Annotated in this window: 18 protein-coding genes; 9 read left to right on the forward strand and 9 right to left on the reverse strand. The window is 64.6% G+C overall.

The window, feature by feature from the left end; translation table 11 throughout:
- Nucleotides 1-3: 3 nt before the first annotated feature.
- Together FHW83_RS26995 and FHW83_RS27000 are read right to left on the reverse strand one after the other, a co-directional pair.
- The gene (locus FHW83_RS26995) at nt 4-2199 is read right to left on the reverse strand and encodes an FUSC family membrane protein (protein WP_176649460.1); all 2196 of its coding nucleotides are present in this window, start codon (nt 2197-2199) and stop codon (nt 4-6) included.
- Between the two features lie 80 nt (nt 2200-2279).
- Complete coding sequence (locus FHW83_RS27000) at nt 2280-3968, reverse strand: M14 family zinc carboxypeptidase (RefSeq protein ID WP_176649461.1); 1689 nt, start codon at nt 3966-3968, stop codon at nt 2280-2282.
- Between the two features lie 186 nt (nt 3969-4154).
- Here FHW83_RS27000 and FHW83_RS27005 point away from each other — a divergent pair, with 186 nt between their 5' ends.
- Nucleotides 4155-4883, forward strand: coding sequence for a hypothetical protein (locus FHW83_RS27005; RefSeq protein WP_176649462.1), 729 nt, complete (start codon nt 4155-4157; stop codon nt 4881-4883).
- Here the strand turns inward: FHW83_RS27005 and FHW83_RS27010 are convergent, their stop codons facing one another.
- Together FHW83_RS27010 and FHW83_RS27015 are read right to left on the reverse strand one after the other, a co-directional pair.
- Nucleotides 4884-5450 carry an NADPH-dependent FMN reductase gene (locus tag FHW83_RS27010; protein WP_176649463.1) on the reverse strand — a complete coding sequence of 189 codons (567 nt, stop codon included), beginning with the start codon at nt 5448-5450 and terminating at the stop codon, nt 4884-4886. It lies immediately after the preceding gene.
- A gap of 59 nt (nt 5451-5509) precedes the next feature.
- Nucleotides 5510-5974 carry a DUF2269 domain-containing protein gene (locus FHW83_RS27015; RefSeq protein ID WP_176649464.1) on the reverse strand — a complete coding sequence of 155 codons (465 nt, stop codon included), beginning with the start codon at nt 5972-5974 and terminating at the stop codon, nt 5510-5512.
- A 78-nt stretch (nt 5975-6052) separates the two neighbouring features.
- Here FHW83_RS27015 and FHW83_RS27020 point away from each other — a divergent pair, with 78 nt between their 5' ends.
- Together FHW83_RS27020 and FHW83_RS27025 are read left to right on the forward strand one after the other, a co-directional pair.
- Nucleotides 6053-6529 (forward strand): hypothetical protein, encoded by a 477-nt coding sequence (locus tag FHW83_RS27020; RefSeq protein ID WP_176649465.1) that lies wholly within the window; start codon nt 6053-6055, stop codon nt 6527-6529.
- Nucleotides 6526-7506 (forward strand): patatin-like phospholipase family protein, encoded by a 981-nt coding sequence (locus tag FHW83_RS27025; RefSeq protein WP_176649466.1) that lies wholly within the window; start codon nt 6526-6528, stop codon nt 7504-7506. The genes FHW83_RS27020 and FHW83_RS27025 overlap by 4 nt, the downstream gene beginning before the upstream one ends.
- Nucleotides 7507-7558: 52 nt before the next feature.
- Here the strand turns inward: FHW83_RS27025 and FHW83_RS27030 are convergent, their stop codons facing one another.
- The 5 genes from FHW83_RS27030 to purB form a co-directional block, all read right to left on the reverse strand.
- Nucleotides 7559-9712, reverse strand: coding sequence for a S46 family peptidase (locus FHW83_RS27030; protein WP_176649467.1), 2154 nt, complete (start codon nt 9710-9712; stop codon nt 7559-7561).
- A gap of 179 nt (nt 9713-9891) precedes the next feature.
- Nucleotides 9892-10458 (reverse strand): YceI family protein, encoded by a 567-nt coding sequence (locus tag FHW83_RS27035; RefSeq protein WP_176649468.1) that lies wholly within the window; start codon nt 10456-10458, stop codon nt 9892-9894.
- Nucleotides 10459-10490: 32 nt separating this feature from the next.
- Nucleotides 10491-11045, reverse strand: a complete 555-nt coding sequence (locus FHW83_RS27040; protein WP_176649469.1) for a YceI family protein — start codon at nt 11043-11045, stop codon at nt 10491-10493.
- A gap of 25 nt (nt 11046-11070) precedes the next feature.
- Complete coding sequence (locus FHW83_RS27045) at nt 11071-11598, reverse strand: cytochrome b (protein WP_176649470.1); 528 nt, start codon at nt 11596-11598, stop codon at nt 11071-11073.
- A gap of 133 nt (nt 11599-11731) precedes the next feature.
- Entirely contained in the window at nt 11732-13108 is a 1377-nt protein-coding gene (purB, locus tag FHW83_RS27050; RefSeq protein WP_176649471.1) for an adenylosuccinate lyase, read from the reverse strand.
- Nucleotides 13109-13212: 104 nt separating this feature from the next.
- Here purB and FHW83_RS27055 point away from each other — a divergent pair, with 104 nt between their 5' ends.
- The 6 genes from FHW83_RS27055 (at nt 13213) to FHW83_RS27080 (ending at nt 21354) form a co-directional block, all read left to right on the forward strand.
- Nucleotides 13213-13821, forward strand: coding sequence for a glutathione S-transferase family protein (locus tag FHW83_RS27055; protein WP_176649472.1), 609 nt, complete (start codon nt 13213-13215; stop codon nt 13819-13821).
- A 3-nt stretch (nt 13822-13824) separates the two neighbouring features.
- Entirely contained in the window at nt 13825-14859 is a 1035-nt protein-coding gene (locus FHW83_RS27060) for a LacI family DNA-binding transcriptional regulator (RefSeq protein WP_176649473.1), read from the forward strand.
- A 130-nt stretch (nt 14860-14989) separates the two neighbouring features.
- Entirely contained in the window at nt 14990-17281 is a 2292-nt protein-coding gene (locus FHW83_RS27065; RefSeq protein WP_176649474.1) for a TonB-dependent siderophore receptor, read from the forward strand.
- A 16-nt stretch (nt 17282-17297) separates the two neighbouring features.
- A complete protein-coding gene (locus FHW83_RS27070; protein ID WP_229224381.1) occupies nt 17298-19139 on the forward strand; it encodes an alpha-amylase family glycosyl hydrolase in 1842 nt (613 codons plus the stop codon).
- Nucleotides 19136-20056, forward strand: a complete 921-nt coding sequence (locus FHW83_RS27075) for a PfkB family carbohydrate kinase (protein WP_176649476.1) — start codon at nt 19136-19138, stop codon at nt 20054-20056. The genes FHW83_RS27070 and FHW83_RS27075 overlap by 4 nt, the downstream gene beginning before the upstream one ends.
- The gene (locus tag FHW83_RS27080; protein WP_176649477.1) at nt 20053-21354 is read left to right on the forward strand and encodes an MFS transporter; all 1302 of its coding nucleotides are present in this window, start codon (nt 20053-20055) and stop codon (nt 21352-21354) included. Before FHW83_RS27075 ends, FHW83_RS27080 begins: the two co-directional genes overlap by 4 nt.
- The last annotated feature ends 9 nt before the right edge of the window (nt 21355-21363 follow it).

Raw genomic sequence — 21363 nt, forward strand, 5'->3', positions numbered from 1 at the left:
ATGTTACGTCACATCGCGCAGGATTGCTTCGCTGTGGACGATGATTTTCACGGCGTCCGCCTGCAATAGACGGATGCGGCGCTGGACCAGCGGCCAGCCGGACCACGGTACCAGCGCGGCAGCGGCGGCGGCGGCTTCCTGCGCCGACAGCGTGGAGGCCGACATCAGCGCGTGCTCGCCCGCCTGCACAGCTGCCTCGCGCGCGCCTGCCTGGTGCGGGGCCAGCGCCAGCGTGAGCACCTCCACCACCTGCTGGTGGCTTTCCGACAGCATGGCGTTCAGCGGCCCGGTCGGCAGTTCCTTCACGTGGCGGCGCAGGATGGCGCGCAGGGCCGCCACGTGCGCCATCAGCAGGTAGTTCTGCACGATGAACTGATTGATGTCCTCCACCGCGCGTTGCTTGCTGGACGGCTCGTCGAGCATGCGCACCAGCGCGGAGCTCAGTCCCGCCAGCGCGTCCATCAGGCGTTTGCGCTCGATGCGGTAGGCGAAATCGTCCTTGCCCTTCCCTTGCAGCAGATCGAAGCTGGCCCGCATGTAGCGCAGGTTCACCTCCAGCACGCCGCGCACCAGGCGTGGCAGGCTTTGATACTCCCAGTTGGCCAGCACAAAGCTGAACGCCGTCGCCACCACCGCGCCAACGATGGTATCGACCAGCCTTTCCATGATGAGGTTCTGGTTGCCCGGCGCGATCAGGTACATCTGCAGCAGGATCATCACGCTGACCGCCACCGCCGCGTAGCGGTAGCGCAGGTAGACAAAGGTCGGCATGGCCACAGTGGACAGCACCAGCGCGCCGAGGATGAAGGCCGGGTAGTTGAGGAACTTGAGGATCAGCGCCGTGATGACGCAGCCGATCACGGTGCCGACGATGCGGTCGCGCCGGCGCTGCTTGGTCATGCTGAAGGATGGCTTCAGGATGATCACGATGGTCAGCACGATCCAGTAGCTGTGCGCCGCATACGGCAGCCAGGCGCCGACCAGCAGGCCGACCGAAATCGCCATCGCCACGCGCAGCGAGAAGCGGAAGATCGGCGAATTCCAGCGCAGGTGCGAGAGGATCATGCGGAATTCGTACTTCTGCTGCGACAGGAACGGCCCCATGTCGGCGTCGGCCCAGAATGGCGTGGTGTCGTAGACCTTCTGGCTGGCCTGATGCAGCTCGCCGATCATCTTGATGATGGCGCGGATCTTGTTGCGCTGGGCGCGCAGCACGGCCAGCGCCTCCTGCTGCGGCTTGCCTTCGTTGATGCGTTGCTGGATGGCGGCCAGTTCGGCCTCGATCGCGTCCAGTTCCGGCCCGTATGAAATCTCGGGATAGGACGCCTTCTTGCGCGTGACGTCATACGCCACCGATTCGATATCGCGCGCCGCCTTGTAGGCCAGGTCGTGCAGCGTTTTCAGCACCGGCGAATCCGCCAGGTGCACGCGCAGCTGCGCGTAGTCGGTGTGGGTGGAGAGGATCAGCTCATACAGGTCCAGCATGCAAACGTGGACCTGCACCACGATGGCGTCCTTGGCGTTGTTGTGCGAGCGCAGGATCAGGTCGCGCGAGGCTTGCTGGCGGTCGGCCAGCAGGCTTTGATGGCGGATCAGCTTATTGAATTGTTCGGTGAGGTTGTAGCGCGTGTCGTAGAAGTCGGCCTTGATGTCGATGTAGGCCGCCAGCTCGAACAACGCCTCCGCCAGCACCTGCTGCTTGATGCGGTGGCGCAGTGTCCAAGAAATGCCCATCGCGTAGGCGAGGTAGGCCACCGCGCCCAGTGTGAACAAACCGGTGTGGATGAAGGATTCGCGCGCCGTCATCGAGTGCTCCATCGACATGGTCATGATGAACAGCGTGGCCAGTTGCAGCGGCATCGACTTGCGGCCGTAGACCACCATCATGCAGGCGCCAAAGCTGATCACCACCAGCATGGTCATGAGCAGCCAATGATAGGGCGCGCACAAACTGATGAGCAGCGTGACTGCGCCGCACAGCAGCACCGAGGCGCTCATCTCGTTGAATTTGTGGCGCAGGGGGCTGGGCATGTCCATCAGCGCGGTGCAGAGCGCGCCGATGCACACCGTCATGGCGACGGCCATGTCGGCGAATTGAAGGGTGAACAACGTGACGCCTACCAGTCCGGCGGCGAAACGCAAGCCAAGATAAAAGTAATGGCTATAGAAGAAGGTGCGCAGGTTGAGTGCGTAATGCATGGCTATGGCCTTGTGGGCAGCTTGCATGCGCATCTCAGGATCGCCAAGATGCGCATGTGGGTAACGCGAAGAACTGAATTTTAGAGGACGGACAGCACCGGGTAGCGGCGCCATTCAGGTTCCGCGTGGCGTTTGCCGTTGGCGAAGATGAAGCCGAGCACCGCGTCCTGATTGGACAGCAGTGCCGGATTGGCGGCCTTCCATGCCTCGAATTTGGCTTTCAGCTCAGGCTCGGTTTCCAACATTTCCAGCGCCAGGTCTTCGAACACGTAATCGGAGTAGTTCTCCTTTTTCTCCAGCACGCTGTTGAAGAAGCCCCAGCGGAAGAAGGAATCATGCCCTTGCGGCTCCAGCGTTTCGACGGCGTAGCGGGCGTTGGCCTGCTTGAGCGGAACGAAGTAGTCGCCGGGCTGCACGGTGAAGCTGCCGGTGCGCGCTTCCAGCCGCACCTCGTCGTGGTACATATGGCCTTCGTAGGCGGTCGGGCGCGAGGTCACGGAAACGATGTGGTAGTACTGCGCCTCCACCGTCGATGCCTCGTCGAAGCGGGCCATGTCGACGCCGTTCCACTGCAGGCGCTCGATGGCTTCGCGCCAGGCTTGCGGCACGATGTAGCCTTTCGGCGCGCGCACGGTGGCCGCCGGCACAAAGCTGTTGTAGTAGGCGATGTCCTTTTCCCACGGCTTGCTGCGGTCGTACGACAGGCGCTGGTAGTCGCCCAGCAGCGACGGGCTGCGCTTGGCCTCATAGCCCTTGAAGCGGAAGGTCGACGGATTATTCTCGTCCATCTTCCACGCCACGGTCCATTCGCTGGCGTTGGCGGCCTGCTCGCGGGCGGCGGCGCGCAGCTGCCTGATTTGTTCGCCGTGCGAGACGGTGAAGGCCATGGTCACGTCCAGCAAGGCGCGCATCGATTCGTAGCGGTCCTTGAAGGGCTTGAGCATGTGCGTCTCCGGCATGAAGCCGATCACGTGGTGCAGGGCGGCGAAGCCGGTCGAGAAGCGCGGCACTTCGAGGAACTCGGCGATGCCGTCGTCCGGCGTGTCCTTGACCGGGTTGACGTACGGGCAGGTCGGCCAACCCTTCGCTTCCATCTCCTGGTAGATGTGCGGCAGCATGGTCTCGCGCAGGAAGGGGCCGAGGCCGTAGCCCAGCTTGTCCGCCTGCGTGTGGATCAGGGTCATGGTGTATGGATAGTCGGCGCCGTTGGAGGTGTGGGTGTCGACCATCACGTCCGGGTCCCAGCTGGTCAGCAACTGGTTGAAGAGACGAGCGTTGAGCGTGTCGCACTTGACGAAGTCGCGGTTCAGGTCGAGGTGGCGGCTGTTGCCGCGGAAGCCGAATTGCTCCGGGCCGTCCTGGTTCACGCGCGAGGTGTTGGCGCGGTTCAGGGCGCCGTCGACGTTGTACAGCGGGACGAACAGCAGCACGGTCTTGCCCAGCGCCGCCAGCTTGGCCGGATCGAAGCACAGGTCGCGCACGATGGCCATGCAGGCATCCACGCCTTCGGGTTCGCCGGGGTGGATGCCGTTGTTGTTGAATAAGACGGTGCGGCCCTCGGCCTTGATCTGGGCGCGGTCGTGCACGCCGTCGGCGCTGACCACGCCTGCGTGCACCGGGATGCCGCCGTCGGACACGCCGATTTGCTCAAATCGCAGCACCTGCGGGAAGCGCTGCGCCAGGGCTTCGTAGAAGGCGATGCATTCGCTCCACGTGGTGGTCTGGTTTTGATTGCCTTTTTCATAAGGCGTCGGCATGTCTGGGTGCATGGTCGTCTGGATCTCAGAGGGTGTGTGTTGGGGGTGGGCGGGCCGGGTAAGCCCGCTGTCGAGGGCGAGATTGTATCATCGTGCCCGTTTTTTGAGCGCCGACGGCGGGATCGTTGCGTTGCTTCAAAGAAAATTCGAGCGGTCGATGCTTTACTGGCTGGATGTGGAATCAGCCGGGAGAACAGCATGGGACAGGGCTTGCGGACGGTGGCCGTGGTGGCGGCTTTGGCGTTGGTGTGCAGCTGGGGCGTGGCGCAGATCGGGCCGCGCTATGTGATCGAGCTGCGCGGCAAGGATGGCGCCACGGTCGGCATGGCGCAGGGCCGCGTGCAACTGGTGGCGCGCGGCGTGGTGCTGATCCGTTTCCAGGGACTGCGCCTGCTGGCGGTGGACGCCGACAGCGAGGCCTACAGCCAGGAGGCGGCGCGCGACTGGCCGGCGGCCGACCTGCTGCTGCTGGTGCCGGCCGGCGCCGGCCATTACGACGGTTTGGCGCCGCTGCGCACGCTGCGCGCGGACATGCCGGTGATCGTGGCGCTGGCGGCCGGCGAGGGTGTGCCGGCGGCGCCGGCCGGCGGGCCGCAGCTGTATCCGATGCAGGTATGGAACACGCTGGATCTGCGCAAGAAGAACACGCGTCTGCGGGTGACGGCGATGGCGGGCGCGCCGGGCACGCGCGGCGTGGCTGGCTTCATGCTGGAGGTCGGCAACAGTCGTTCCTCGTACCGGCTGTATGTGAGCGGCGCGCGCGACGAGGCGCCGGCGCTGGCGCAGCGCCTGCCCGGCGCCGATCTCGCGTTGCTGCCGGCGCGTGAGGCGCCGCTGCTGCTGGCGCTCAACCGTGGTGCGCCGGCCGGGGGCGCGCCGGCCGCGCTGACCACGGCCGGCTATGCCTTCACCGCGATCAGGCGCTGATTACTTCTTGCCGGTGGTCTCGACCCACTGGGCGTAGGCATCGATGAATTTCTTCAGGAACTGTTTTGTGCTGTCGTTGTTGAGCTTGCCGTCCGGGCCGAGCAGGTTGGCGGCGCCGCCGATGTAGGCTTCGGGCTGCTGCAACAGCGGCATGTCGAGGAACACCATCGACTGGCGCAGATGGTGGTTGGCGCCAAAGCCGCCGGTGGCGCCGGGCGAGACGCTGACGATGGCGGCCGGCTTGCCGCTCCACACGCTGGCGCCGTACGGGCGCGAGCCGACGTCCAGCGCGTTCTTCAGCGCGGCCGGGGTCGAGCGGTTGTACTCGGGCGTGAAGAACAGCACGCCATCGACCTCCTTGATGCGTTGGCGGAAATGCGTCCACGCCTGTGGCGCCACCGCGCCATTCTCTTCCAGGTCCTGGTTGTACATCGCCAGTTCGCCGATCTCGACGATTTCAAACGCCAGCGACGGCGGCGCCAGCGCGATCACCTCGTGGGCGAATTTCCGGTTCAGCGAATCCTTGCGCAGGCTGCCGATCACAACAGCGATTTTCTTCGCGGGCATGACATCTCCTTACGGTAAGTGGACGGAAGCCATACTGTAACCGATCCGGAAAAAATGGCTCACACGGGCTTGGCGACCATCAGGTAGAACACCGCGAGCAGGGCGAAGAAGGCGGGCGCGCCGAGGATCACCCAGCCGGTGAAGCAGCGCCAGAAGGCGCGCGGCAGTTCGCCGCCAGTGGCCGCCGCCACGGCCGACAGGTCGCGCAGGCGGATCTGCAGCCATACCACCGGCAGCCAGCAGCACAGCGCGATCAGGTACAGCGCCAGCGACCACATGATCCAGCGGCTGTGCAGCGGGTAGCCGGCCAGATGGATCAGGTAGAACCCGGTGGCCGGCTGCACGATCATGGTGACGCCGGTAAATAGCCAGTCGGCAATCACGACAATGCGCGTGACGGCGGCGATCACCACCACGTTGCGGCTGATGACGGCGAACAGCAGATACCACGCCGTGCCGATGCCGGTGCCGAACAGCAGCGTCGAGGACAGGATGTGCAGCCACTTGTAGACAAAGTATTCCATTGCTTTTCTGCGTCGCGCCGTCCGTATGGGTTTTTCTGTATCTTGAACTGCGACCATACACGAATCAGGAGAAGCCGCATGGACGATTGGAAAGCCGCAATAGGCAAGGGCATGGTGCCGGGCGCGCTGGCCAGCGTGGCGTCGGCGGCCGTGTTGGCGCTGTGCTCGAGAAAGGAAAGCGGCCATGTGTTCGCGGGCACCAATGCCATCAGTCACTGGCTGTGGGGCGACAAGGCCTTGCGCAAGAATGCGCCGACCTGGAAATACACGCTGGTCGGCTATGGCATCCACCACGCCAGCTCGTTGATGTGGGCGAGCTTGTTTGAACAGGCGGCGGCCACCGTGCTGGCTCGCAAATCCGTCGGGACCACGCTGACGGCGTCCGCCGCCGCGACGGCGGTGGCTTGCTTCGTCGACTACCAGTTGACGCCGAGGCGCTTGCGGCCCGGCTTTGAGGAACGCGTCTCGCGCGGTTCGCTGGCGCTGGTGTACACCGCGTTCGGCCTGGGCCTGGCGGCTGGCGCGCTGATCAATCACCGCAAGGACCGCGCGTGACCGGCGCGCGCGGGCGGGTGTGTGTGGGCTTGCAGGGCGCCGGCACCTACGGCGCCTATACCTGGGGCGTGCTGGACCGTTTGCTGGACGAGGAGGATTTGCTGTTCGACAGCATCAGTGGCTGCAGCTCGGGCGCCATCAACGCGGTGGTGCTGGCCGATGGCTACGCGCGTGGTGGCGGCCGGCGCGGGGCGCAGCAGGCGCTGCGCCGCTTCTGGACCGCGCTGGGACAGGCGATGCTGATGAGTCCATTGCAGCGCACGCCGCTCGACCATCTGGCCGGCGGCTGGACGATGGAATTCTCGCCTGCCTACCAGATGCTGGAAATGGCCGGCGCGGCCGTGGGGCCGGTGCCGGACATGCCGTTCTCGCAGAATCCGCTGCACAACCTGTTGGCGGTGCTGGTGGATTTCGAGCGCGTGCGCGCGTGTGAAGAACTGGAACTGTTCATCGGCGCCACCAACGTGCGCAGCGGCGCCGGCCGCATCTTTACGCGCGACGAGATGGACGCGCAAAAAGTTATGGCATCGGCCTGCCTGCCGACCGTGTTCGCCGGTGTGCGGATCGATGGCGAGGCCTACTGGGACGGCAGCTACGTGGCCAATCCGCCGCTGGCGCCGTTCCTGCTGCGCGACGACGCTGACGTGATCATCGTGCGCAACAACCCGATCGCGCGCCAGCACGCGCCGCGCAACATGGCCGACATCGCCAACCGCTCCAACGAAATCGCCTTCAACATCAGCTTCCTGCGCGAGGTCGCGGCCTTGCCGCAGGGACAGCCGCGCCTGCACATGATCAGCGGCATCGAGCTGCTTGGCGGCTATGGTATCTCCAGCAAGCTCAATGCCGAGCCGCGGTTCCTGCGGCACTTGCACGACGAGGGGCATGCGGCGGCCACGCGCTGGCTGGCGCGGCACGCCGGGCAGATTGGGCTGGCCTCGACGCTGGAAATCCTGCAGGACTACAGCGTGGCGTAAAAAAACCACGCCGCATTGCCGGGGCGTGGTTCCTGGTTGTCGCGGGAAACGCTTACTCGGCGTTCATTTCCTTCAGCAGATTGTCGGCGTGGTCGACGTGCTTCATGTTCCACAGGATGTAGCGCAGGTCGACCTGGATGTCGCGCGTCATGGCCTTGTTGAAGTCCCAGTCCGAGATGATGGAATCGAGCGTGCCGTCAAACGCCAGGCCGATCCATTCGCCCTTGCTGTTCAGCGCGGCCGAGCCGGAGTTGCCGCCGGTGATGTCCAGCGTGGCCAGATAGGCCACCGGCACCGACTTCAGCACCGGATCGACGTACTTGCCGAAGTCCTTGTCCTTGATGGCTTTCAGCTGCGCCGCCGGGGCGTTGAACTCGCCCTGGCCGGTGGCCTTGGCGGCCACCCCCTGCACGGTGGTGAAGGCCTTCCAGGTGGTGCCGTCCGCGCCCGGGGCGCGGCCGGCGATCTTGCCGAAGGTCACGCGCAGGGTGCTGTTGGCGTCCGGATAAACCGCCTGGCCCTTGCTGTGCATGTAGGCGATCTTGGCCTTCATGTAGTTGGCGTAGGCTTGCTGCAGCTTGCCGCCGAGCTCCTCCTCTTCGGCCTCGGCCTTCAGGTCCGGCTCGTACAGCGCCACGGCCGCCTTGATGAAGCTGTCGTTGCTGGCCTTGAACTCCTCCGGCTTGCGCTCCAGCCACGCCTTGCGCTCGTTGGTGTCGTTCAGCTTGGTGCCGGCGTACAACTGGTCCAGCGCGGCCTGCAGCTGCTCCTTGCTCATGCCGTCCTTGATGCCGACCACGGCGTCGAACGCGGCGTTGCGCTGGGACGCCGGCTGGGCGGCGTACTTGACGAGGCTGTTCATGATCAGCGCCTTGTCGACCTTCTCGTCGTAATTGCGCACCAGCGCGTCGACGGCCGACTTGATGCGTGGCACGTCGCGTTGCTGGAAGCCCGATTTGCGCTCGGCGTCCGGCTTGGTGTTCTCGTTGGCCAGGCGGTACAGGGTGCGCGCCGTGTTCAGCAGGCGTGGCTTGGACGAGCTGAAGTAATAGTCACGCTTGTACTCGGCGTCGCGCTGGGCGATCAACTGTTCCACCAGCGCGATGTCGCCGGCGTACTCGGCCTTGCGCTTGGCGTCGGCGTTGATCCACTGCTTGAGCGCCTCGTGCTCGGCGGTCTTACGCTTGAGCATGTCGCTGCCGGCGTAGGAGTCCAGCATGCCCTGGCGGTTCTTGTAGTAGTTGTTGATATTGGCCACCTGCGACGCGTACTTCAGCGCGGTGTCCTTGTTGTCCTTGGTGGCGTCGGCGATGATGGCCAGGTTCTCGGCCGAGGACTTCACGAAGGCCGGATAGTTCCAGTCGAAGGTGAACGCCACTTCCGACGGCAAGCGGTGGCGGTTGGTGCGGCCGGGATAGCCCAGCACCATGATGAAGTCGCCCTCCTTCACGCCTTCCTTGGCCAGCTTCAGGTAGTGCTGCGGCAGGTAGGGCACGTTGTCCTTGCTATAGTCGGCGGCCTTGCCGTCCTTGCTGACGTAGGCGCGGTAGAAGCCGTAGTCGCCGGTGTGGCGCGGCCACATCCAGTTATCGGTGTCGCCGCCGAACTTGCCCACGCCCTCGGGCGGCGCGTGCACCAGGCGCACGTCGCGGATTTCCAGCTGCTTGATCAGGTAGTACTCCAGGCCGCCGTAGTAGGACGACACCGTGCAGCGGTGGCCGGGATCCTTCTCGCACTCGGTCTGCAGGGTTTTCTGGTTGTTCTCGATGGCGTCGCTGCGCTGCTTGCCGCTCAGCTTGGCGACGGCCGGGGTGATGATCTGCTTGCTGACATCGGTCACCGCCTTGGTCACGTAGACGCGGGTGCCGGGCGCGGCGGGCAACGCCTCGCCCAGGTTGCGGGCCAGGAAACCGTTGGCCAGCAGGTCGCGTTGCGGCGTGGAATTGTGCGCCACGCTGCCGTAGACGCAGTGGTGGTTGGTGGCGACCAGGCCCTGGGGCGACACGAAGGAGGCCGAGCAGCCGCCGAGGCTGACGATGGCGCCCATGGGGAACTCGGTCAGCTTGGTCAGGTTGGCGGGATCGAGTTTCAGGCCGGCTGCCTTCAGTTGCTTGGCTACTTGTGGCAGCTGCTGCGGCATCCACATGCCTTCGTCGGCGTGGGCTGCGGTGCTCAGGATGGCGAGCACGAGGAGGGATTTTTTCATTTGTCTTCCTGATAAATTGTGGCGAACAAAGTATCGTCAGACCTTCCGTTCACGTCAACCAGAATTTTCAGGAAAATAACTCCGGGGTCAGGTCCTCCATTTCTACACGGGCTGTGCCGTAGCGGCCGCTACGGCACAGCCCGTGTAGAAATGGAGGACCTGACCCCGGATTGGAGGGCTTAGTCGGCCTTGATGGCTTCGATCTGGATCGCCAGCTTTACTTCGGGCGAGAAGTTCGGCAGGCCGTAGTTGAGGCCGAAGTCGCTGCGCTTGAACTCGGCGCTGGCGTCGGCGCCGCACACTTCACGCTTCAGGCGCGGGTGCATGATGCACTTGAACTTGTTCACCTTCAGCGCCACCGGCTTGGTTACGCCCAGCAAGGTCAGCTCGCCGTCCACCGCCACCAGCTTGTCGCCCTCGAACTTGAACGATTTGCTGGTGTAGGTGATGGTCGGGAATTTCTCCACGTTGAACATGTCCGCGCCCTTGGCGTGCGAGTTCATCTTGTCGAAGCCGAAGTCGATCGAGGCGGCGTCGATCTTCACGTCCAGCGCGCCGGTCTTGGCCGCCGTGTCCAGCGTCACGGTGCCGCTGGTTTTGTCGAACTTGCCGCGCCAGACCGACAGCCCCATGTGGTCGGCCTCGAAGCTCGGGTAGGTGTGGGTCGAGTCGATGTTGTAGGTGGCGGCGATGGCGGACGTGGCCGAGGCGGCCAACAGCGTGGCGATCAGGATCTGCAATTTCATGTGGTAAGTCTCCCTCAGTGGTTCTCAGTGGTTTATTGCGCGGCGACGACGTGGAATTTGATGGTGACCTCGTCCGCCACCATGCTGGTGTCTTTCCATTCGCCTTCGCCGATGTTGTAGGCCAGGCGCTTGATCGGCACGGCACCGTCAAACACCTGGTTCTTGCCGTCGGCCTTCACGGTCAGCGGGAAGGTGACGTCGGTGGTCTTGCCCTTGATGGTGAGCTTGCCGGTCACGGTCAGCTTGCCGGCGCCGGCCGGCTTGATCGAGGACGAGACGAAGGTGGCTTTCGGGAATTGCGCGGCGTTGAACCATTCCTTCTTCGCCACTTCCTTGTTGTACTCGGCGTCGCCCAGGTCCATGCTGCCGGTGTCCACTTCCACGGTGGCCTTGGCGGCGTCCGGCTTGGCGGCGTCATAGTCGATGGCGGCGGTGAATTTCTTGAACTTGGCGTCCACCGGCACGTTCATTTGCTTGAAGGTGGCGGTCACGGTGCTCTTGGCCGGATCGGTTTTCAGCGCGGCCGCGCTGGCGGCAAAGGCGACACCCAGCAGGGAAACGAGGGCGATTTTCTTCATGGTGTTCATGTTGTGTGGCTCCAGTGGGTGGGATTTACAGCGGCAGCATGCGTTTCAGCGTGACGTCGCGGTCGATAAAGTGATGCTTGAGCGCGGCCAGGGCGTGCGCCACAACCGCCGCGGCCATCGTCATGGTCAAAACATAATGGACGGTTTTTAAAGTTGCCTTAAGTTCAGGATCCGGCGCGATCGGGGCAGGCATTTGCCACAGCCCCAGGTACACCACCGGCACCCCGGCCGCGTACGAGTACAGGTAGCCCGAGATCGGCACGGCGAAGATCAGGATGTACAGCAGGTAATGCATGCCTTCGGCGATCTTGTGCTGCCAGTCCGGAATGGACGCCAGCTTGGCGGGCGGCGTGTGGGTGGCGCGCCAGAGCACACGCAGCACGGCCAGCATCAGCACGGTGACGCCCATCCACTTGTGCCACGAGAAGTATTTCAGCTTGGTGGGCGAGAAGCCCGGAATCGCGACCATGGACAGGCCGAGGAAGAAGGTGGCGATGATCAGCAAGGCGACCAGCCAGTGCAGCAACATCGCGGTTTTGGTATAGCGTGGCATAAAACGGCTCCGGAAAATAGTACGTATTAGAACTAATATACCAAAGATTGCCGGGGCGTGCTTGCAGGGACGAAAAAAAGCCCCGCGACGCGAACGTCGGCGGGGCTAGTGTAGAGCAGTTTTCTAAATTACATCAGATGGCTTTTGCCAGAGCCGCCGCGATGCCGGTGTAGTTCGATGGCGTCATGGCCAGCATCAGGTCCTTGGCTTCCTGCGGCACGGCCAGGCCGTTGATGAATTCCTGCAGCGCGGCTTTGGAGATGCCCTTGCCGCGGGTCAGCTCCTTCAGCTGCTCGTACGGGTTGGCGATGCCGTAGCGGCGCATCACGGTCTGCACCGGCTCGGCCAGCACTTCCCAGTTGGCGTCCAGGTCGGCTTCGAGGCGGGCCGGGTTCACCTCCAGCTTGTTCAGGCCGCGCAGGCAGCTGTCGTAGGCCAGCAGGGCGTAGCCCAGGCCGACGCCGATGTTGCGCAGCACGGTCGAGTCGGTCAGGTCGCGTTGCAGGCGCGACACCGGCAGTTTTTCCGACAGGTGTTTCAGCACGGCGTTGGCCAGGCCCAGGTTGCCTTCCGAGTTTTCGAAGTCGATCGGGTTGACCTTGTGCGGCATGGTCGAGGAACCGATCTCGCCGGCTTTCAGCTTCTGCTTGAAGTAGCCCAGCGAGACGTAGCTCCAGATGTCGCGGTTCAGGTCCAGCAGGATGGTGTTGGCGCGCGCGAAGGCGTCGAACAGCTCGGCCATGTAGTCGTGCGGCTCGATCTGGATGGTGTATGGGTTGAACACCAGGCCCAGGCGCTGCTCGATCACGTTCTTGGAGAACGCCGGCCAGTCGAACGATGGGTAGGCCGACAGGTGGGCGTTGTAGTTGCCGACCGCGCCATTCATCTTGCCGAGGATTTCGACCTGCTCGATGCGCTTGATGGCGCGCTGCAGGCGGGCCACGACGTTGGCCATTTCCTTGCCCAGGGTGGTCGGGCTGGCGGTCTGGCCGTGGGTGCGCGACAGCATCGGCAGTTCGGCGTTGGCGTGGGCGATTTCGGTCAGCTTCTCGATCACTTTGCGCAGCGATGGCAGCATGACGTTGTCGCGCGCGGCCTTCAGCATCATGCCGTGCGAGGTGTTGTTGATGTCTTCCGAGGTGCAGGCGAAGTGAATGAACTCCGACGCGGCCACCAGTTCCGGCACATCCTTGACCTGCTCCTTCAGCCAGTATTCCACGGCCTTGACGTCGTGGTTGGTGACGGCTTCGATTTCCTTGATGCGGGCCGCATCCTTTTCGGTGAAGTCGGCGGCCAGTTTGTCCAGCAGGGCGTTCGCTTCGGCCGAGAACGGCTTGATCTCGTCAAAACCGGCCAGCGACAGCGCTTGCAGCCAGGAGATTTCTACTTTGACGCGGTGGTGCATGAAGCCGGATTCGGACAGGATGGGACGCAGCAGATCGGTTTTACCGGCGTAGCGGCCGTCCAGCGGCGACAGGGCCGACAGCGTGGAGTAAGGAGTAGTGGTCATGATGGAAAGAACGGAAGTTGAAAGAGCAGACCGTGATTTTACCATTGGCCGGCCCCGGAGCCGCCGATGTTATACTGGGGCCTGTTCTTCCTCTCTAAGCGTCTATGAAACTTATCGGTTCCCTCGCCAGCCCCTACGTCCGCAAAGTGCGGGTGGTGTTGGCGGAAAAAAAGCTCGATTACCAGTTTGAATTGGAAAATGTGTGGGCGGCCGACACCACCATTAGCCAGCTCAACCCGCTTGGCAAGGTGCCCAGCCTGGTCATGGAGGATGGCACGGTGATGATCGATTCGCGCGTCATGGTGGAGTACCTCGACACCCTGACCCCGGTCTGCAAGCTGTTGCCGCCGAACGGCCGCGACCGCGCCGACGTCAAGTGCTGGGAAGCGCTGGCCGACGGCATGCTGGACGCCGCCGTGAGCGTGCGCCTGGAGCGCACCATGCGTCCGAAGGAGCTGCAAAGCGAGGACTGGATGGCGCGCCAGATGCGCAAGGTCGACCTCGGCCTCAAGTCGCTGTCGGAGCAGCTGGGCGACAAGCCTTATTGCACCGGCATCCATTACTCGCTGGCCGACGTGGCGGTGGGCTGCACGCTGGGCTGGCTGTCGTTCCGCTTCCCGGACATCGCCTGGCGCGACGACTACCCCAACCTGGCCAGGCTGTACGACAAGCTGTCCGAACGCCAGTCGTTCAAGGACACGGTCCCGGCCTGATCCATGCCCAAGTCCACGCCGCCCGAAGCAGAGAGCCGGCGCCTGCAAATGGCCGACATCGCGCGGCTGGCGGGCGTGTCGACCTCCACCGTCTCGCGCGCGCTGGCCGGCAGCAAGCTGATCAGTGAAGAGACGCGCACCCGCGTCATGGAGCTGGCGCGCTCGCTCAAGTACAACATCAACATCGGCGCGCAAAACCTGCGCATGAAGCAGAACCGCACCGTGGGCGTGGTGGTGCCGTACGACCCGGACACGCGCCAGCACCTGTCCGATCCCTTCTTCCTGTCCATGCTGGGCAGCCTGGCCGACGCGCTGACCGAGCAGGGCTTCGACATGCTGGTCTCGCGCGTGGACGCCAGCGAGCTCGACGCCGCCGCCGCGCCGTTCGATACCGGCCGCGTGATCGGCATCGTGCTGATCGGCCAGTGGCGCCATCACGATCAATTGAACCAGCTGGCCGCGCGCCATGTGCCGATCGTGGTGTGGGGCGCGCAGTTGCCGCAGCAGCTGTACTGCACCGTCGGCGGCGACAACCTGGCCGGCGGCGAGCTGGCCGGCGCGCACCTGCTGGCGCAAGGGCGCCGGCGCATCGCCTTCTTTGGCGACATCAACCTGCCGGAAATCGGCCAGCGCTACGAGGGGTTGTGCCAGGCGCTGGCCAAGGCCGGCATCGCGCCCGACCCGGCGCTGCTGATCCCCGCCTCCTTCGTGCCGGACGGCGGCCGGCTCGCTGTCGAGGAATTGCTGGCGGCCGCCGTGCGCTTCGACGCCGTGTTCGCCGGCAGCGACCTGATGGCCATGGAGGCCATCAACGCCCTGCGCCAGCGCGGGCTGGATGTGCCGGGCCGCGTGGCGGTGGTCGGCTATGACGACATCCAGCTGTCCAGCTACTTCCATCCGCCATTGACCACCGTGCGGCAGCCGATCCAGGAAGCCGGCCGCGCGCTGGTCGCCTCCCTGCTGGAACTGACCGAGGGCCGTCCCGCGCCCTCGCTGCAACTGCCCACTCAGCTGATCGTACGCGCCAGTTCTGTGTGATTTATGCAACCGATTGCATTCGGCTCAATCGGCCGAAACAAAAAGTGTTTTGCATTTTTATGCAATCGATTGCATAATGCGCTCACCTGCTCAATAAAGCAGCAGGCCACGACAATACTGGAGACGACACATGGAACACCGCACCCTCAAACTGGGCGGCATCGCTGCCGCTGTCGCAACCGCTGTCCTGCACATGAGCGGCGCCGCCGCGCAGGAAGCCCCCGCCGCCGCCGACGGCCTGAACATGGAGCGCGTGGTCGTCACCGGCACCAGCGGCGCCTCGTCCAAGATGAAGACCAGCGTATCGATCAGCACCATCGAGGGCGACGCCATCAAGAACGCCGCGCCGCTGAGCGCGGCCGAGGTGCTGCGCTCGGTGCCGGGCGTGCGCTCGGAATCGTCGGGCGGCGAGGGCAACGCCAACATCACCGTGCGCGGCGTGCCGATCTCGGCCGGCGGCGCGCGCTACGTGCAAATTCAGGAAGACGGCCTGCCGGTGCTGCAGTCGGGCGACTTCAACTTCATCACGCCGGACAGCTACGTCAAGATCGACGGCACGCTGGACCACCTGGAGGTGGTGCGCGGCGGCTCGGCCTCCACGCTGGCCACCAACGCGCCGGGCGGCATCATCAACTTCATCACCAAGACCGGCGAGGAGAAGGGCGGCCACGTCGCCATCAGCCGCGGCCTGGGTTACGATGAAACTCGCTACGACTTCGACTACGGCGCGCCGATCTCGGACAAGACCCGCTTCTTCATCGGCGGTAACTACCGAACCGGCGAAGGCGTGCGCAACACCGGCATGAGCACCGAGGGCGGCGGACAGATTCGCGGCAATATCACGCATGACCTGGACAATGGCTTCATCCGCCTGTCGTTCAAGCATCTGGACGACAAGGCGCCGACCGCGCTGCCGGTGCCGGTGCAGGTGGTGAACCAGCAGATCCGCGAAATTCCGGGCATCGACCCGCGCACGGTCAGCTTCTACTCGCCGTACTGGGTGCGCGACGTGGTGCTCAGCAAGAACAACACGCCGGTATCGACCAACGTCAACGACGGCCTGAAGGTGAAGAGCGATTCCATCGGCCTGGAAGGCTCGTTCGACCTGGGAGACGGCTGGAACCTGAGCGACAAGTTCCGCACCTCCGACAACAGCGGCCGTTTCGCCGGCGTGTTCGCGGCCAATAACGGCACGGTGGGCAACTACACCTTCGCCACCGGCCCGAACAAGGGCAAGGCTTACAACGGCCGCGCGTTCTCCGCCGTGGTGTTCAACACCTCGATCGACGACGCCGGCAATACGCTGAACGACACCAAGCTGGCCAAGACCTTCAAGCTGGCTGACGGCAGCAAGCTCACCACCACCGCTGGCCTGTACCTGTCGACGCAAAAGCTGGCGCTGACCTGGAACTTCAATGAATACCTGATGCAGGAGACCGGCGACAAACCGGCGCTGCTGCAAACGGCCAGCGCCACGCCGGGGCTGGTGGGCCCGGCCTTCGGCGGCTGCTGCTCGCGTGCGGTGGACATGGAATACAAACTGACGTCGCCTTACCTGAACGTGGGCTACGAAGCCGGTCCGCTGAACCTGGACGCCAGCATCCGCCAGGACCGCCAGCGCGCCAACGGCACCGCCAACATCGCGACCATGAGCGGCGGCGCGCTGCGTTACGATCCGGCCACCGAGCAGTTCGTCGACTACAAGCTGAATCACAACTCGTACTCGGTGGGCGGCAACTACGCCTTCACGAAGAATCTGTCGGCATTCGCCCGCGTCAGCGACGGCGTGGCCTTCAATGCGGACCGCATCCTGTTTGGCACGCCGCTGGACGGCAGCGCGCCGATCAACATCAACACCGTCAAGCAGATCGAGGGCGGCGTGAAATGGCGCAGTGGCGGCATCAGCACCTTCGTGACGCTGTTCCAGGCCAAGACCGACGAGAGCAATTACGAAGCGACCACGCAGCGCAGCACCTCCAACAAGTACGACGCCAAGGGTGTCGAACTGGAAGGCGCTTACAGCAACGGCGGCTTCCGCATCACCGGCGGCATGACCTACACCGACGCCAAGATCGTCGGCACGGCGGCGGCGGATGTGGCCAACATCGGCAACACGCCGCGCCGCCAGGCCAAGTACATCTACCAGCTGGCGCCAAGCTACAGCTTTGGCGACGCCACGGTCGGCGCCAGCTTGATCGGCACCGGCAAGTCGTGGGGCGACGATGCGCACACCATCGTGCTGCCGGCGTATGAAGTGGTGAACGCCTTCGTCAACTACAGCCTGACCGAGAAAGCCACGCTGTCGCTGAGCGTGAATAACCTGTTCAACAAGATCGGTTACACCGAGGTGGAAGGTGACGGTCACGCTGCCCGCTCCATCTCCGGCCGTGCCGCCAAAATCAGCCTGTCCTATGCCTTCTAATGTAACGACGGACCGCATGCTCGCGGTCCTGCCCGAGGAACTGCGGCCGCAAGCCGCGCGGCGCCTGGCCGCCAACGAGCCGGTGCTGCGACGGCTGCTGGCGGGCCTGTACGGCGGCCAGGCCGACTTCGAGGGCTGGCTGGGCGGGTTGATGGCGTCGCTGGGGGCGCTGTACGCGGCGCGCCCGGCCGAGCTGCGCGCGCTGGATGAGCGGCGCGCGGCGCAGCCAGACTGGTTCCTCAGCCAGCGCATGCTGGGCTATTGCGCCTACGTGCAGAACTTCGGCGGCGATCTGAATGGCGTGGCGGCGCGTATCCCTTATCTGCAAGAGATGGGCGTCAGCTACCTGCACCTGCTGCCTTTCCTGCGCGCGCGCGCAGGTGAAAATGACGGTGGCTTCGCGGTCTCCAGCTTTGATGATGTGGAGCCTTCGCTGGGCACCAATGCCGACCTGGTCTCGCTGACCGGGCAGTTGCGCGCGGCCGGCATCAGCCTGTGCTCGGACTTCATCCTGAACCACGTGGCGGACGATCATGCGTGGGCCATCGCGGCCAAGACGGGCGACGCGGCAGCGCGCGCCATGTTCCTGGTCTATCCGGACCGCGAGATGCCGGACCGCTACGAGCGCACGCTGGGCCAGGTGTTCCCGCAAGTCGCGCCGGGCAATTTCGTGCAGGTCGATGCGATGGGCGGCTGGGTGTGGAGCACGTTCTACCCGTACCAGTGGGACCTGAACTACGCCAATCCGGCGGTGTTCGCGGAGATGGCGGCGACCATGCTGCGCCTGGCGAATCGCGGTATCGAAGTATTCCGCCTCGACTCCACCGCCTTCCTGTGGAAGCGCGAGGGCACCAACAGCATGAATCAGCCGGAGGCGCACCAGATTCTGCAAGCCTTGCGCGCGATCGTCGACATCGTGGCGCCGGGCGTGCTGCTCAAAGCGGAAGCCATCGTGCCGACCAAGGAACTGCCGGCCTACCTTGGCAGCGCCGATGCGCGCGAATGCCACATCGCCTATCACAGCAGCCTGATGGCCGCCAGCTGGCTGGCCTTGTCCGAACAGGGCACCAGCGCGCTGCGCGAGGTCATTCGCAACACGCCGGAGCTGCCGCCGGCGGCGACGTGGCTCAGCTACGTGCGCTGCCACGACGACATCGGCTGGAACGTGCTGCGCGCCGAGGCGGGAGCGGATGGCGGCGATGCGAATGCGCGGCTGGCGCGCGCCTCGCGCTTCTTCGCCGGCGCCGAAGGCAGCTACGCGGTCGGCGCGGCATTCCAGAGCACCGACCCGAACGCGGCGCACGGCAGCAACGGCTCGGCCGCTTCGCTGGCCGGGCTGGAAGCCGCCAACACCGAACAAGAGCGTGAACTGGCCATGCGCCGCCTGCTGCTGCTGCATGGCCTGGCCTTGAGCTTCGGCGCGCTGCCGGTGCTGTACATGGGTGATGAGCTGGCGATGGAAAACGACTACAGCTACCTGCATCGCCCGCAGCACGCGATGGACAGCCGCTGGCTGCAACGCCCGGTGCTCGACCGCGCGCGCTGGAAGAGCCGTGACTACGCTGGCGGCGGGGGGGGGCGCATGTATCAGTCCTTGCTGCGATTGCTGCAGGTGCGCCGCCAGCACGACGCCTTGGCCGCCAACGCGCCCCGCACGCTGCTGGCCGATGCGCCCGATGGCATGCTGGCGCTGGCGCGCGGCGAGCGCTTTGTCACCTTGATGAATTTCTCCGGCCAGCCGCAAACCTATGCGCTGCAAGGGCAGTGGACCGACTGCCTGGACGGGGGCATACTGGATGGCGCGGTGACGCTGGAACCGTATGCGATGCACTGGCTGGAACGTGGAGCGACAGCATGAGCAAACACACGATCGCCGTCTTCGGCGAGGCACTGGTTGACGATTTCATCACCGAGCAGGTGGTGGGCGGCGCGCCGTTCAACGTGGCGCGCAGCCTGGCAGCGTTCGGCGTCGCCACGCTGATGGTCACGCGCATCGGCGCGGACAAGAACGGCACCTTGTTGCGCAACGAGTTCACGCGCTTCGGCATGAGCGAGGCCGCGCTGCAGATCGATGAGCGCGAGGCCACCGGCCGCGTGGTGGTCGAGCGCGACGCCGGCGGCCACCGCTTCATCATCCTGCCCGACCAGGCCTACGATTACATTGAAGCCGCGCCCGCGCTGCAAGCGCTGGCGGAGGCGCAACCGAAGGTGATCTACTTCGGCACCATGGCGCAGCGCCACGAGCAATCGCGCGCCACCCTGCGCGCCATGTTGGAGGCCTCGAAAGCACAGCGCTACCTCGACCTCAACGTGCGCGAAGGACAGGTCACCGAGCGCATCGCCCACGAGTCGCTCAAGCTGGCCGATATCGTCAAGGTCAACGAGGACGAGCTGCAAGACCTGTTCAAGTGGTACACCCACACGCAGCCGGCCGACATGCGGGAGGCGTGCCAGACGCTGATGCGCACCTTTGACCTGCAAGGCCTGATCGTCACGCTGGGCGAGCGCGGTGCGATGTACTTCGCCGCCGACGGCACGGTGACCGCGAACCACGAATGCCACGCGCCGGCGCGCATCGTCGATACCGTCGGCGCCGGCGATGCCTTCTCCGCCGTGTTCCTGTTCGGCCAATCGCAAGGCTGGCCGTTGCCGCTCACGCTGGCGCGCGCCAACGCGTTCGCCGGCGCGATCTGCGGCATTTCCGGCGCGGTGCCGGCCGACATCGGCTTCTACACGCCGTGGATCGCCCGCTGGCGCGCGGGAGCCGTCGCATGAAGCCGCGCCTGTCGTTCTGGCAGATCGTCAACATGAACATTGGATTCTTCGGCATCCAGTTCAGTTTTGGCCTGCAGCAGAGCAGCATGAGTCCCATCTACAAATACCTCGGCGCCGACGAGGCCAGCCTGCCTTACCTGTGGCTGGCCGGCCCGATGACCGGATTGCTGGTGCAGCCCCTGATCGGCGCCATGAGCGACCGCACCGTCACGCGCTGGGGGCGGCGCACGCCATACTTCCTGATCGGCGCCATCTTGTGCAGCCTTGGTCTGCTGGCCATGCCGTTCAGCCCCACGCTGTGGATGGCGGCCAGCCTGCTGTGGATACTGGACGCGGCCAACAACGTCACCATGGAACCGTACCGCGCCTTCGTCAGCGACAAGCTGCGGCCGGAGCAGCACTCGATCGGCTTCCTGACGCAAAGCGCCTTCACCGGCCTTGGGCAAACGCTGGCCTACCTCACGCCGTCGCTGCTGGTGTGGCTGGGCATGAACAAGGATGCCGTCAACGGCAGCCATATCCCGCACATCGTCATCGTCGCCTTCATGATCGGCGCGGTGTTCTCGATCAGCTCCGTGCTGTGGACCCTGAAGACCACCAAGGAAAATCCGCTCACCGAAGCCGAGCTGCAAGCCATGCGCGCGAGGCCGGCTGGCTGGCGCCACGCCCTGGGCGATATTGTGAGCGCCGTGCGCGAGATGCCAGCCACCATGCGTCAGCTGGCGTGGGTCAAGCTGTTCCAGTGGTACGCGATGTTCTGCTATTGGCAGTACATCATGCTCTCGCTGTCGACCACCATCTACGGCACCACCGACCAGACCTCGCAGGGCTTCCGCGACGCCGGGCTGCTGACAGGGCAGGTGGGCGCGTTCTACAACTTCATCGCGTTTGTGGGGGCGCTGGCGCTGGTGCCGTTCACGCGCCGCCATGGACCGAAGATCACGCACAGCGTGTGCCTGGCGCTGGCCGGTGTGGCCATGCTGAGCATCCCCATGATACATACGCCGGCGCTGCTGTACGTGCCGATGGTGGGCATCGGGCTGGCGTGGGCCAGCATCATGGGCAATCCGTATGTGATGCTGGCGGGCTGCATTCCGCCCGAGCGCACCGGTGTCTACATGGGCATCTTCAATATGTTCATCGTGATCCCGATGATCATCCAGATCTTCACGCTGCCGCTGTACTACCGCAGCCTGCTGGGTGGGAATCCTGAGAACGTGATCCGTCTGGCCGGTGTGTTGATGCTGTGCGGCGCGGTGGCTGTACTGATGGTGAGGATGAAAAAAACGCCAGCTTGAGGCTGGCGT

The sequence above is a fragment of the Duganella sp. SG902 genome (assembly GCF_013376005.1).
GTDB lineage: Bacteria > Pseudomonadota > Gammaproteobacteria > Burkholderiales > Burkholderiaceae_D > Rugamonas.

What these genes read in the sequence shown, in the direction of transcription:
- FHW83_RS26995 (WP_176649460.1), bottom strand. Translation starts at nt 2,199, where the DNA reads ATGCATTACGCACTCAACCTGCGCACCTTCTTCTATAGCCATTACTTT.
- FHW83_RS27000 (WP_176649461.1), bottom strand. Translation starts at nt 3,968, where the DNA reads ATGCACCCAGACATGCCGACGCCTTATGAAAAAGGCAATCAAAACCAG.
- FHW83_RS27005 (WP_176649462.1), top strand. Translation starts at nt 4,155, where the DNA reads ATGGGACAGGGCTTGCGGACGGTGGCCGTGGTGGCGGCTTTGGCGTTG.
- FHW83_RS27010 (WP_176649463.1), bottom strand. Translation starts at nt 5,450, where the DNA reads ATGCCCGCGAAGAAAATCGCTGTTGTGATCGGCAGCCTGCGCAAGGAT.
- FHW83_RS27015 (WP_176649464.1), bottom strand. Translation starts at nt 5,974, where the DNA reads ATGGAATACTTTGTCTACAAGTGGCTGCACATCCTGTCCTCGACGCTG.
- FHW83_RS27020 (WP_176649465.1), top strand. Translation starts at nt 6,053, where the DNA reads ATGGACGATTGGAAAGCCGCAATAGGCAAGGGCATGGTGCCGGGCGCG.
- FHW83_RS27030 (WP_176649467.1), bottom strand. Translation starts at nt 9,712, where the DNA reads ATGAAAAAATCCCTCCTCGTGCTCGCCATCCTGAGCACCGCAGCCCAC.
- FHW83_RS27035 (WP_176649468.1), bottom strand. Translation starts at nt 10,458, where the DNA reads ATGAAATTGCAGATCCTGATCGCCACGCTGTTGGCCGCCTCGGCCACG.
- FHW83_RS27040 (WP_176649469.1), bottom strand. Translation starts at nt 11,045, where the DNA reads ATGAACACCATGAAGAAAATCGCCCTCGTTTCCCTGCTGGGTGTCGCC.
- FHW83_RS27045 (WP_176649470.1), bottom strand. Translation starts at nt 11,598, where the DNA reads ATGCCACGCTATACCAAAACCGCGATGTTGCTGCACTGGCTGGTCGCC.
- purB (WP_176649471.1), bottom strand. Translation starts at nt 13,108, where the DNA reads ATGACCACTACTCCTTACTCCACGCTGTCGGCCCTGTCGCCGCTGGAC.
- FHW83_RS27055 (WP_176649472.1), top strand. Translation starts at nt 13,213, where the DNA reads ATGAAACTTATCGGTTCCCTCGCCAGCCCCTACGTCCGCAAAGTGCGG.
- FHW83_RS27060 (WP_176649473.1), top strand. Translation starts at nt 13,825, where the DNA reads ATGCCCAAGTCCACGCCGCCCGAAGCAGAGAGCCGGCGCCTGCAAATG.
- FHW83_RS27065 (WP_176649474.1), top strand. Translation starts at nt 14,990, where the DNA reads ATGGAACACCGCACCCTCAAACTGGGCGGCATCGCTGCCGCTGTCGCA.
- FHW83_RS27070 (WP_229224381.1), top strand. Translation starts at nt 17,298, where the DNA reads ATGCTCGCGGTCCTGCCCGAGGAACTGCGGCCGCAAGCCGCGCGGCGC.
- FHW83_RS27075 (WP_176649476.1), top strand. Translation starts at nt 19,136, where the DNA reads ATGAGCAAACACACGATCGCCGTCTTCGGCGAGGCACTGGTTGACGAT.
- FHW83_RS27080 (WP_176649477.1), top strand. Translation starts at nt 20,053, where the DNA reads ATGAAGCCGCGCCTGTCGTTCTGGCAGATCGTCAACATGAACATTGGA.